We start from the raw sequence: 12,788 nt of genomic DNA, 5'->3' as shown, positions 1-12,788 counted from the left end.
ACAGGACTGAAATGAGAGAGAAATGATCTCCATGAGTAAACATTGCGGACTGTCTGTCTAGTGGAACTACATCGCACCAAATCCTGTTGCTATGGTTTTCATTGTGCGAATGATTACCAGGAAGTCCAAAGCAGGTGAAAGGTTCTTGATATAGTAAAAGTCATGCTCGACTTTTTCCCTGGTAGTTTCTGTGTCCGCGGCATAGCCATGGTTTACCTGTGCCCAGCCAGTAATGCCCGGGCGTACGATATGTCGGTAGCTGTAGTAGGGGACCTCTTCCTCAAACTTTTCCACGAAACCCGGTTGCTCTGGGCGTGGGCCTATAAGGCTCATGTCGCCCTTTATTACGTTAAAGAACTGAGGGAGTTCATCGATACGAAATTTGCGTATAAACGCTCCCAGGCGAGTAATCCTGTGTGCGTCCTGGTCCGCAAATTGTGGGCCGTGGTTGTCATCGCTTTGGGGGCGCATGGAGCGAAATTTGTACATGCGAAAGACGGTGTTTCCCTTGCCGATACGGTGCTGAACGAAAATCGCAGGGCCTGGTGAGTCGAGCCGAATCAGGATGGCTACTAGCAGGCACGCAGGTAGTAAAAGTGGAGCAATAACCAGCGTTAACATTATGTCGAATGCGCGCTTGGCGGCAAGGTACACGGGTTGTGGTTGGAGGTTAGCAAGGTCTGTGCTCTGCAGGCTGGAAAGGTTCACCTTGCCGTCCAGAGTTTCGGTTACTTTTCGGGCGTTGAAAACCGGAATGCCTGAAATGTTGCAGTGACTGATGAAGCGAATCCATTCCGCTGTGAGTTTTGCGTCCATGTCTACCGCAATTCCGTCAAAGCGGCTATCACCAAGATCGGGGGTCTGCAGGAGGCGACATTCAAGGTTTCTGGCGTTGCGGGGCAGAAGAATCTCAATATTATCGGAAGGAACAAACGCCAGTTTCAGATTTTTGAAACGGCGGTTAATTACCACTGCCAGCACCTGGGTGCTGAGCAGGACGCCGACGCCAACCACCAGTGAGCTACGGGCATATTCCAGCCTCAACAGTAGAACGATGGCAATAACCAGTGCTACAGAAACCAGGCATGTCCCCAAGATATGGGACATGGCTTTCCCGCCGGCAAATTTTGAGATGTTCTTGCCCAGATAGACGCAGATCAGATAGGTCATGCCCAGCAAGCCGAGCGTGATCGCCTGGTTATCGTTTTGTACCCAGGCCTGATAACTGATGAACTGCGCGCCCAGGATTATGCTTGCCAGTGCCATCAGGTGGCCAAGCGCTGAGTTTAACAGCAAGCGTTCATACCAGCGGTTGTGGCGTGAGGGGGATAGGGTGATCGGATCCTGATGCATGCTCAGCTCATTTTGGTGGGCAGTGACAAGGCCTGTCTCCGTGTTGGGTAACTGTTAGGCCGGATGTGATTCTACCACGTCACAGGCTATCCACAATTTTGAGCGATGGGTACGGCAAGTCGTTTAAGTCAGGTTGGAGAGTGGGTGGAGCGTCCCTGAGGGGGGGCGCTTCTAAAGCGAAGGTTTTGCTCGCTGAGGTAGAAGTTTTATCTATCTGGCCCCACCTTCGGTGTCGCCACTATTGCGTTTGATTAACAGTCGACCGCAGGGCGACCAATCATTGGACAAAGAAAAAGGGCTTACCCGATGGATAAGCCCTTTTCTTATTTGGCTCCGCCTGCTGGGCTCGAACCAGCGACCCAATGATTAACAGTCATTTGCTCTACCAACTGAGCTAAGGCGGAATGTCTTGAGGCGCGTATATTAGTGACGCACCCGGGGGTCGTCAACACCCCCGTGGTGCGTTTGCCGATTATTTAGCCAGCGCTTTCTCAATTCGGCTTACGGCTTCCTTCAGGGTGTCCATGCCGACAGCAAAAGACAGGCGCATGCAGCCGGGGGCGCCGAAGGCGGAACCGGGTACCAGGGCCACTTCTGCGGTCTCCAGCAGGAGGGCGGCCAGGTCGGTGTCGGTTTCGACGCCGTCCATGTTGGCGATGGCCTCGGAGAAGTCCGGGAAGGCGTAGAAGGTGCCGTCACCCTGGGCGCATTTCACGCCGGGCAGGGCATCCAGAGCCGCGGTCAGGTAGTCGTGACGCTCTTTGAAGTGCTTGACCATCTCGTCCACGCAGCCCTGATCGCCTGCCAGCGCCGCTTCGGCGGCGGCCTGGCTGATGGAGGCCGGGTTGGAGGTGGACTGGGACTGCACCTTTTTCATGGCCGCAATCAGCTTTTGCGGGCCAGCGGCGTAGCCGATACGCCAGCCAGTCATGGAGTAGGCCTTGGAGACACCATTCATCACCACGGTGCGGTCGTACAGCTCCGGGGTGGCGTTGACGATGTTCACGAACGGCTTGCCGGTCCACAGGATGTGCTCGTACATGTCGTCGGTGGCGACGATGATGTTCGGGTGCTTCTTGAGCACTTCACCCAGGGCGGCCAGCTCTTCGATGGTGTAGGCCATGCCAGACGGGTTGGACGGGCTGTTGATCACGAACAGACGGGTTTTCGGGGTGATCGCGGCTTCCAGCTGCTCAGGGGTGATCTTGAAGCGGCTGTTCACGTCGGTTTCGAGGATCTTCGGCACGCCGCCGGCGACCAGCACCATGTCCGGGTAACTTACCCAGTAGGGAGCGGGAATGATGGCTTCGTCGCCGTCGTTCAGCAGGGCCAGCGCCATGTTGAAGAAGGACTGCTTGCCACCGCTGGAGACCAGAATCTGGCCTGCTTCGTAGTCCAGGCCGTTATCGCGCTTGTACTTGTCGATAATGGCTTTTTTCAGTCCGGGAGTGCCGTCCACCGGGGTGTACTTGGTCTTGCCGGCATTGATCGCTTCGATGGCGGCTTGCTTGATGTGTTCCGGGGTATCGAAATCCGGCTCACCTGCGCCCAGCCCAATAATGTCTTTGCCCTGCGCTCTCAGCTCGCCGGCTTTGGCGGTGATGGCAAGGGTGGGAGACGGCTTGATGCGTTGTACGCGGTCGGAAAGGCTGATATCGGACATGCACTCCTCGTTCGTCTAAAGAGTCGTATAGGCTGCGCTTTTGGCGCAGAAAGGGGCGTGCATTTTACCGGACTTGGGCGGGAATGTCCCGTAATTCCTGTGGGGTGGGTGGGGGTATCGCGGTCCAACGACCGCTCCCACGGTGGGACTGGGAAGGGGCGCTGTTTTGTGGGAGAGGTGGTTCCACCGCGATTTTTTGGGTTGTTATAACCTGGCGGCATACCAGAATGGGTAATCCCCGACAGCTGTCCCACAGTTTGACTTAGCGAAGTCCGGAACCCGTCAGGCAGGCAAGCCGCCGCATTTTGACGCTAGCAGATGCCTGTCTCGTGGGAGCCTGCTTGCAGGCGAATGTTGGTGCGGCAAGGGCTATTCGCTTGCAAGCAAGCTCCCACAAGAGAAAGCGCCTCCGCTTCCTCAGAACCTTCAGGAAACTGTGGGACAGCAGTGGGTAATCCCAGACTTTTGGGACCAGCCCTGCCCGGAGTGGGTTGGCTACAATGTAGCGGGCTGTTGATATGTCATCGGACTTTGACGCGTGCGTGTTCTCGCCGGAACGTTCCAGACTCCTTTGCTTCGCTCGGTGAGGCGAGAATTCTGCGGTGATGGAGGTTCCCGCCTGGGTGACACGGTATCTGCTGATATGTCATCGCACCATGATACGTGCGTGTCCTCGCCGGACGGGCCCAAAGGGGGAACTGGCTCCCCCTCTGGACTCCCGGCCACCCCGACTCCGTTCGGCCTGCTCCGCAGGCACACTCCGGTACTCGCCCTGTGACGGACGCAAAAAAGACTCGCTCCGCTCAGACAGGTTTTTTGCTCTACGCCGTCACAGGGCTGCGTTCCTCGACTCACTCTAACGGGGAAGATGCCGTGCTGATGGCATTGGTTCATTTTCATGGCTGAGCGCTTGAAGCGAGCAGGGATATGCATATATGTCCTTAATTATGCCTTTGACGAGCTACTAGCTACGCTTGATTGGATAGAAAACCTTGGAAAGTTCCCGAGCTCCTGCATTTCTACGAAGCCGCTGTAGGAGCGGTCGTTCGACCGCGATCCGAGCCTAAGCGAGGAAAAGCCGTTGCGGGTGCCGAGAAGCGAGTTTCGAACCCCCAAAACCTGTCACTGGCGGTGTTTGCCTTTCGCAGCGCGTGACTCGAAATTCGCTTCTGCGCCGTTGCCCGCTAACTTGAACCCTCTCCCTTCGGTCGCTGCGCGCGGTTCGTCCCTCGAGTGGGACTCCTACAGTGGGATCTGGGCCTGCTGTAGGAGCCTGCCTGCAGGCGATCCGAGCCCAAGCGAGGTAAGGGTAATTCACGCCTTTGCCATGCCGGCTCTGCTACACTAGGTGCCGATTTTGAAACCGTGATTTTGCTGCCTGCCTGACAAGGTAGGCCGCCATCAGGATGTGTCCATGTCTGAAAGCCTGTTCAAACTCCATTCCGATTATCAGCCGGCCGGTGATCAGCCCACGGCCATTGCCCAGTTGATTGAGGGTATCAATGATGGTCTGGGGCACCAGACCCTGCTGGGGGTAACCGGTTCTGGCAAGACTTTCACCATGGCCAACGTGATCCAGGAGACCGGGCGACCCACCATTATCATGGCGCCCAACAAGACGCTGGCTGCGCAGCTGTACGGGGAGTTCAAGGAGTTCTTCCCGGAGAATGCGGTGGAGTACTTCGTTTCCTATTACGACTACTACCAGCCGGAAGCCTATGTGCCGAGCTCGGACACCTTTATCGAGAAAGATGCCTCGGTGAACGAGCAGATCGAACAGATGCGGCTGTCCGCTACCAAGGCGATTCTGGAGCGCCAGGACACCATCATCGTGGCCACGGTGTCGGCCATTTATGGTCTGGGTGATCCGGCCAGTTACCACGCCATGGTGCTGCATCTGGTGCGGGGCGACAGCATTGATCAGCGTGATCTGCTGCGTCGTCTGGCGGAGCTGCAATACACCCGCAACGAGATGGATTTCCGCCGTGCCACCTACCGGGTACGCGGGGATGTGATCGATATCTTCCCGGCGGAAGAAGAGAAAGAAGCGGTGCGCATCGAGCTGTTCGATGACGAGGTGGAGTCCATCAGCATCTTCGATCCGCTCACCGGTGAGGTGATCAAGCGGGTCAGCCGCATCACCATTTACCCGAAAAGCCACTATGTGACGCCCCGTGAGGTGGTGTTGAAAGCCATCGACATGATCAAGGAAGAGCTGGACGAGCGCCTCAAGGAGCTGAAGGAGCAGAACAAGCTGGTGGAGGCTCAGCGACTGGAGCAGCGCACCCGGTTTGATATCGAGATGCTGCAGGAGCTGGGTTACTGCAACGGGGTGGAAAACTATTCCCGGCTGTTTTCCGGCCGCGCCCCCGGCGAAGCGCCGCCGACCCTGTTCGATTACCTGCCTGAGAACGCCCTGCTGATTGCGGACGAGTCCCACGTGACTATTCCCCAGCTGGGTGCCATGTACAAGGGCGACCGCTCCCGTAAGGAAACCTTGGTGAACTTCGGTTTCCGCTTGCCCTCCGCCATGGACAACCGCCCGCTCAAGTTTGAAGAGTGGGAGCGGTTGGCGCCGCAGATGGTATTTGTGTCCGCCACGCCCGGACCCTATGAAGAAAAATACGCCGGGCAGGTGGTGGAGCAGGTGGTGAGGCCCACCGGGCTGGTGGATCCGCAGATCGAGATTCGCCCGGCCGGCACCCAGGTGGACGATCTGTTGGGGGAGGCAAAGGAAGCCATCGAGAAGGGCGAGCGGGTGTTGGTGACCACGCTGACCAAGCGCATGGCGGAGGATCTCACCGAGTACTTGGGCGAGCATGGCATTGCGGTGCGCTACCTGCATTCCGACATCGATACGGTGGAACGGGTGGAGATCATCCGCGACCTGCGGCTGGGCAAGTTTGATGTGCTGGTGGGCATCAACTTGCTCCGTGAGGGCCTGGATATGCCGGAAGTGGCGCTGGTGGCCATTCTGGATGCGGACAAGGAAGGTTTCCTGCGTGCCGAGCGATCCCTGATCCAGACTATTGGCCGGGCCGCCCGGAACGTGAATGGCCGGGCGATTCTCTATGCCGACAAGATGACCGGTTCCATGGAGCGGGCCATCGAGGAAACCAACCGCCGCCGTGAGAAGCAGGAAGCCTTCAACAAGGAACACGGCATCACCCCGCAGGCCCTCAACAAGAAGGTCCGCGATATCATGGATGACAGCGGCGGCAGCCAGTTCGACCGCAAGGCGGGCAAGGGCAAACAGAAAAAGGTGGCCGAGGACGCCTCACCCTACGAAACCATGTCCCCGGCCCAGCTGGCCAAGGAAATCGAGAAACTGGAAGCGAAGATGATGGAGCACGCCAAGAACCTGGAGTTCGAGGACGCGGCGGCGACGAGGGACAAGATTCATCAGCTCAGAGAGCTGGGCTTTATGCGTTAACCTCTCTACTACGCCGCTGTAGGAGCGCCGCTTGAGGCGCGAATCCGAGCCCTGGCGAGGAAAGACGGTTGCGGATTGCCCTCGATCCTTTCAACGAAGATTTGGGTGTTGCGGATATTCCTGATCGTCCTGTGGACGATACCTTGCTGCGCAAGGTTCGCGCCTCAAGCGGCGCTCCTACAGCAACGCTTAAACGTAAGAGGCCGCGCCCAAAGGTTGGGCGCGGCCTCTTTGCTTGAAGACCAATGCAAGCGCGGCTCGCGCCGCTGTTAACTGTTAACTGTTCCTTGTTCACTGTCACTGAGTTGCTCCACCCAAATCAACGTCCCCGCAATCACCGCCACCGGCATGATGAACAGGTTCACCAGCGGGATCATGGTGAGGGCCATGACGATGGCGCCGAAGGTGAGGACCAGCCAGCGTTTCTGTTGCAGGCGCTGGAGCATGACTTCAAAGGGTACCTGGCGGTTGTCCGCGCCGAAATCGATGTACTGCATGCCCAGTAGCCAGCCGGACCAGAGGAACCAGATGGCGGAGGCAAATACGTTGATCACCGGGATGAAGTAGATCACCCCCACCACGAACAGCACCAGCAGAGCCCGCCACAGCCAGTACCAGGTCTTGCGCAGTTCCCGCTTGAAGGTGCGCACGATCATGGCGGGGATGGATTCTTCGGGCATGGGGTGGCCGGTGACCTGAAAATCCACTTTCTCCGCCAGGAAGCCCATGAAGGGCGCGGCGATCAGCTGTACGCCGATGGAGAAGATGCTGGCGAACAGGGCCAGCAACAGGATCCAGACCAGGATGATGGCCGCATCGAGCACGAATTCCAGGGCACCATTGAGGAAGCTCCAGAACCCGCTGAAGGCCCAGTCGGCGGTGGAGGCGGCGATCCAGCCACTGATCCAGCTGCCGCTGGCCCAGTACAGGCCCCCGAATACCACGATGTTGAAGATCAACGGAATGATGACGTAGGGGCGCAATTCCTTGCTGCGGGCCAGGGTCAGGCTGCGTTTCAGGTAGCTGATGGCATCGGCGATCTGGGACACGTTCAATCCTTGTAAAAAGAGACGCTTCACGCGGCACGCATCATGCAACACGCAGGGAAGCGAAGACAGGTTGGGGGGAATGGTACCTGTCGGGCTCCGCGCTGCACAGGGTGGTGCGCTGTGGGAGCTTGCCTGCAAGCGATCCGAGCCTTGGCGAGTAAAAAGAAGGTTACGAGTTACGAGGAGCGAGTTTCGAACCCCGAAAGCCAGCCATCGGTGTTTTCGTGAGTCGCTTCTGCGCCTTCGCGGTGGAACCACCGCTCCCACAAAACCGGAGGGGACTGTTAAGGCGGGGTTTGATCCAGAAATCATCAAATCCGGTAAAACCGGCACGGGTTTTTGGCATGTTGCGTGCTGCGTGAAGCCTGTAGCGGCCCTTATCGGTATCTCGCCTGATGAATTCACCGGCGGTTGTCGCTAGACTTACCCCTTTTAATGCCCGCGGTGCGTGATCATCGTTTCAGGGGGCGGCGAAAGTGATTGATTTCGCCCAATTTTTGGCCTGCTGGCCCGAGTTTAAGCAGACACTATGCGACTGAAATCCATAAAACTGGCCGGGTTCAAATCCTTTGTGGACCCTACCACCACCAATTTCCCGGAGAATCTCACCGCTGTGGTGGGGCCTAACGGGTGTGGGAAGTCCAATATCATTGATGCGGTGCGCTGGGTGATGGGCGAATCCTCCGCCAAGCACCTGCGTGGTGAGTCCATGGCGGACGTGATTTTCAATGGTTCCAACGCCCGCAAACCGGTGGCCCAGGCCTCCATCGAGCTGGTGTTCGACAATTCCGATGCCACCGTCACCGGGGAATACGGCAAGTTCAACGAGATTTCAGTTAAGCGTCAGGTCACCCGGGATGGCCAGTCCAACTACTTCCTGAACGGCACCAAGTGTCGCCGCAAGGACATTGCCGACATCTTCCTGGGTACCGGTCTGGGCCCGCGCAGCTACGCGATCATCGAGCAGGGGATGATTTCCCGCCTGATCGAGGCCAAGCCGGAAGAGCTGCGGGTCTACATCGAAGAAGCCGCGGGCATTTCCAAGTACAAGGCCCGTCGCCGTGAGACCGAGAACCGGATCCGCCGTACCCGGGAAAACCTGGAGCGTCTCACCGACATCCGGGACGAACTGGGCCGTCAGCTGGAGCGCCTGAGCCGCCAGGCCAGCGCGGCCGAGAAGTACAAGCAGCTGAAGGAAGAAGAACGCCTGAAAGGGGCGCAGCTCAAGGCCCTGCGCTGGAAAGGGCTGGACACCCAGGTGAAGCAGCTGGATCACGTGATCGGTGAGCTGGACGTCTCCATGGAAGCCAAGGTGGCGGAGCAGCGCCATGTGGATGCGGAAGTGGAGCGCCTGCGTGAGCGGCACCATGAGGTGCAGGAGCGCTTCAACGAGGTACAGCAGCACTTCTATGCCCTGGGCGCGGAAGTGGCCCGTCTTGAGCAGAACATCCAGAACCAGCGCGAGCGCAAGCAGCAGCTATATGAGGAGCTGGACCAGATCAACGCCAGCTTCCGTGAATCCGACGAACACCTGAAGATGGACACCGAGAAGGTGGCCGAGCTGGACGCCATTCTGGCCGAGCGTGAGCCGGAACTGGAAATGATCAGCGAACAGCAGGAAGCCTCCAACGAAGCGTTGGCGCTGGCGGAAGAGGCCATGCAGGCCTGGCAGCAGGAGTGGGAAGAGTTCAACGGCAAGTCCGGCGAGTCCCGCCGTCAGGCCGAGGTGGAACAGTCCCGCATCCAGCATCTGGAGAAATCCCAGGAGCGCCTGAACGACCGGATCGGGCGCCTGAAGAAAGAGCAGGAGTCACTGGACGCTGGCCCGCTGGCCCAGGAAATGCGCCAGCTGGAAGAGCAGGTGGAGCAGTTCCGCGCGCAGACCGAAGAAAGCGAACTGCGCAGCGAATCCCTGCAGGAAGAAATCAACCAGATGCGCCGGGAAAACGGCGACCGTGGCCGTCAGTTGGAAGAGGCCCGCGAGAAGCTGCAGACCCTGAAGGGCCGCCGCACCTCGCTGGAAGCCCTGCAGAAAGCGGCCATGGGCGATGATGGTGCGGTCAGCGACTGGCTCAACCGCCATGAGCTGGATGACGAACCGCGTCTGGCCGATCAGGTGCAGGTGGCCGAGGGCTGGGAAAAGGCCCTGGAAGCGGTGCTGGGTGATGCCATTCAGGCGGTGGCGCTGAGCGGCCTGGATCAGGTCAGCGGCTGGCTGGAGGACCTGGATCACGGCCGGTTGGCACTGGTCGGCCCGGCGTCCGTAAAGGGCGAGGGCAGTGTGGGCGACCTGTTGCGCGACAAGGTGGACGGTCAGGTGCCGGAAGGCCTGCTGGCCGGTGTCTATGTGGCGGAAAACCTGGATGCGGCCCTGACCCTGCGCGGCCAGCTGGCGGCCCACGAGTCCGTGGTCACCCGGGACGGCATCTGGCTGGGGCCGGACTGGCTCAAGGTCGCCAAAGAGGAAGACCAGGAAGCCGGTATTCTTGAGCGCCGCCGTGAGCTGGAAAGCCTGGAAGACGAGATTGAAACCCTGCAGGTCACCGTGGATGAGCTCAAGGAGCAGCTGGAAAGCACCCGTGAGCAGATTGGTGAGCTGGAGGAAGAGCGTGAGGAGGTGCAGCGTCAGGCGGCCCGTCTGAACCGGGATCTGGGCGAGATCAATGCCCAGGTGAGTGCCCGTCAGGTGCGTCTGGAGCAGATCACCATGCGCCGTGAGCGTCTGGGTCGTGAAATGGAAGAGACCCAGGAGCAGCTCGAGCAGGAACAGGAACAGATGAAGGAAGCCCGTGCGGTGCTGGCGGAAGCGCTGGACCTCATGGAAGCCGACAGCGGGCAGCGTGAGGGCTTGTTGTCCCGCCGTGACGAGCTGCGGCTGCGGCTGGACGAGTCCCGTCAGAAGGCCCGTCACGACCGTGACCAGTCACACCAGATCGCCATGGAAGTGCAGGGCGCCAAGACCCAGGCAGATTCCCTGCGCCAGAACCTGTCACGCCTGGAAGCTCAGGTGCAGGCCATGGCTGAGCGCAAGGCGCTGCTGGAAGAGCAGACCCGGGAAGGTGACGAGCCCGGCGCCGAACTGCAGATGCAGCTGGAAGAAAAGCTGGAAGTGCGGCTGGAAGCGGAGCACAAGCTCACCGAGGCCCGCCGTGAGCTGGAAGCGGTGGATCATGAGATGCGTAATCTGGAGGGGCAGCGTGGCCAGTTTGAGCGGCAGGCCCAGGAAATCCGCAGCACCATGGATCAGAAGCGGATGCAGTGGCAGGACCTGAGCACCCGTCGTCAGACCGTGGCGGAACAGCTGTCCGAGCAGAATTTCGATCTCAAGACCATTCTCGACAACCTCCCGGAAGAGGCCAACGAGCAGGAATGGGCCCAGGAAATGGACCTGATTGGCCAGCGCATTTCCCGCCTTGGCCAGATCAACCTGGCGGCCATTGACGAATATGAGCAGCAGTCGGAACGCAAGACCTATCTGGACAGTCAGAACGATGATCTGGAAGACGCGCTGAAGACGCTGGAAAATGCTATCCGCAAGATCGACCGGGAAACCCGGTCGCGCTTCAAGGAGTACTTCGACCGCATCAACCGCGGGTTGCAGGAGCTGTTCCCGAAAGTATTTGGCGGGGGCCATGCCTACCTGGAGCTTACCGGGGAAGACTTGCTGGATACCGGGGTGGCCATCATGGCGCGGCCCCCGGGCAAGCGAAACAGCACCATCCACCTGCTGTCCGGTGGGGAAAAGGCGCTCACGGCCCTGTCGCTGGTATTCAGTATCTTCCAGCTCAATCCGGCGCCGTTCTGTTTGCTGGATGAGGTAGATGCGCCGCTGGATGACGCCAATGTGGGCCGTTTCTGTAACCTGGTGTCGGAAATGTCTGCAAAAGTGCAGTTTATCTACATCACACATAACAAGATTGCGATGGAGATGGCTGCTACCCTGATGGGGGTCACCATGCATGAGCCGGGCGTATCCCGCCTGGTGGCGGTGGATGTGGAAGAAGCGGCCGAAATGGCGGCAATGTAATTGATGCTCTGGAGTGGGCGTCCCTGAATTGCCCCCGATCCTGCCCCTGTGCAGGATTGCTCTCCTCTCGCTGGCGGGAGTGGAGCCGGGGGAGAGGGTAGAGGTAGAGAGTGCCTTGAACACTTCAGGCAAGAGGATGTAATGAATCCGGCGCCGCTAATTGAGGGCGGTGCAGCGTAAGCAAGGAAGAAGAGGCAATGGGCCTGAACCTGGAAACACTGATTGGTATTCTGGTAATCCTGATTCTGCTGATCTTGGCGGACGGGTTGCGACGCATGTTCCGCGAACGTCAGGGGCGTTTGCGCATGCGTATCGACCCGCGCTACCGGGATGCTCCGGAGGCAGAGGAAGAAGAGAATTACCATCCGGAAGTGATTGGCAGCTCCCGGGTGGTTCGCCGCAGCGAACAGCCGGTGTATGACGAACCGCAAGCTGATGACCAGCCGGATGTGTTGCCGCCGACCATGATGGAGCCCGATGAGGGCGTCAGCGAGGCCCGGGCGGCGGAGCAGCAGAGTCTGTTTAACGCGGAAGAACCGGAAACGCCTGTGGAGGCCCCTGTCCAGGCGGAAGCGCCCCCCGAGCCGGAACCCGAGCCGCAGCCAGAACCCGAGCCCGAGCCTGCACCCCGCGTTGCAGAGGCGCCGGCACCCCGTCAGCCGGAGCGTCCCCGCGAGCCCCAGCCGGTACTGGAAGTGATCGTTGTGCACCTGATTGCCCGCCGTGGCGAGCCCTTTGCCGGCAACGAGCTGCTGCGCATGCTGCTTGAATCCGGCCTGCGCTATGGGCAGATGAATATCTTCCACCGTCACGTGAAAGTGGAGGGTCAGGATCAGCTGCAGTTCTCCATGGCCAATGCGGTGGAGCCGGGCACCTTTGATCTGGACACCATGGAAGAGAAGACCTTTGCCGGTGTGACCTTCTTCATGAAGTTGCCGGGACCCACCGATGCCATTGGTTCCCTGGACAAGATGCTGTCCATCTGCAAACGTCTGGCCTCTGAGCTGAATGGCGAACTGAAAGACGAGCAGCACAGTGTGCTGACCCCGCAGATGATGGAGCACCTGCGTCAGAAGGTTCAGGAATTCGAGCGTCGCCAGCGGGTGCCGAGTGCGTAACAAGCCGCAGCACGCAACACGCTGCACGCAACACGCGTAAAAGCAAAATCGTAGGGCGGAAATTGCTGAAGGCAATCTCCGCCGTTTTTTTGGCGGAGATCGGCTCGCGCCGATTTCCGCCCTACGGGCGAACCTTAGGGTTTTC

General features: G+C 59.2%; 6 protein-coding genes and 1 tRNA gene. 3 read left to right on the top strand and 4 right to left on the bottom strand.

Annotated features, from left to right (window positions below; translation table 11 throughout):
- Window positions 1-66: 66 nt before the first annotated feature.
- From HF945_RS09685 to HF945_RS09675, 3 genes are all read right to left on the bottom strand, one after another.
- Window positions 67-1,353, bottom strand: a complete 1,287-nt coding sequence (locus HF945_RS09685; protein WP_290522409.1) for an exopolysaccharide biosynthesis polyprenyl glycosylphosphotransferase — start codon at window positions 1,351-1,353, stop codon at window positions 67-69.
- A 328-nt stretch (window positions 1,354-1,681) separates the two neighbouring features.
- Window positions 1,682-1,757, bottom strand: a tRNA-Asn gene (locus HF945_RS09680).
- A gap of 68 nt (window positions 1,758-1,825) precedes the next feature.
- The gene (locus HF945_RS09675; protein ID WP_290522408.1) at window positions 1,826-3,016 is read right to left on the bottom strand and encodes a pyridoxal phosphate-dependent aminotransferase; all 1,191 of its coding nucleotides are present in this window, start codon (window positions 3,014-3,016) and stop codon (window positions 1,826-1,828) included.
- A 1,414-nt stretch (window positions 3,017-4,430) separates the two neighbouring features.
- Here HF945_RS09675 and uvrB point away from each other — a divergent pair.
- Entirely contained in the window at window positions 4,431-6,449 is a 2,019-nt protein-coding gene (uvrB, locus tag HF945_RS09670) for an excinuclease ABC subunit UvrB (RefSeq protein WP_290522407.1), read from the top strand.
- 269 nt (window positions 6,450-6,718) lie between these two features.
- Here the strand turns inward: uvrB and cysZ are convergent, their stop codons facing one another.
- Complete coding sequence (gene cysZ, locus HF945_RS09665) at window positions 6,719-7,498, bottom strand: sulfate transporter CysZ (protein ID WP_290522406.1); 780 nt, start codon at window positions 7,496-7,498, stop codon at window positions 6,719-6,721.
- 529 nt (window positions 7,499-8,027) lie between these two features.
- Between cysZ and smc the strand changes: the two genes are divergently transcribed.
- Window positions 8,028-11,525, top strand: a complete 3,498-nt coding sequence (smc, locus tag HF945_RS09660; RefSeq protein ID WP_290522405.1) for a chromosome segregation protein SMC — start codon at window positions 8,028-8,030, stop codon at window positions 11,523-11,525.
- 197 nt (window positions 11,526-11,722) lie between these two features.
- Window positions 11,723-12,643 carry a cell division protein ZipA gene (gene zipA / locus HF945_RS09655; RefSeq protein ID WP_290522404.1) on the top strand — a complete coding sequence of 307 codons (921 nt, stop codon included), beginning with the start codon at window positions 11,723-11,725 and terminating at the stop codon, window positions 12,641-12,643.
- Window positions 12,644-12,788 lie beyond the last annotated feature (145 nt).

The organism is Alcanivorax sp. (genome assembly GCF_017794965.1).
GTDB lineage: Bacteria > Pseudomonadota > Gammaproteobacteria > Pseudomonadales > Alcanivoracaceae > Alcanivorax.
This window is presented reverse-complemented; position numbering and strand designations above follow the sequence as displayed.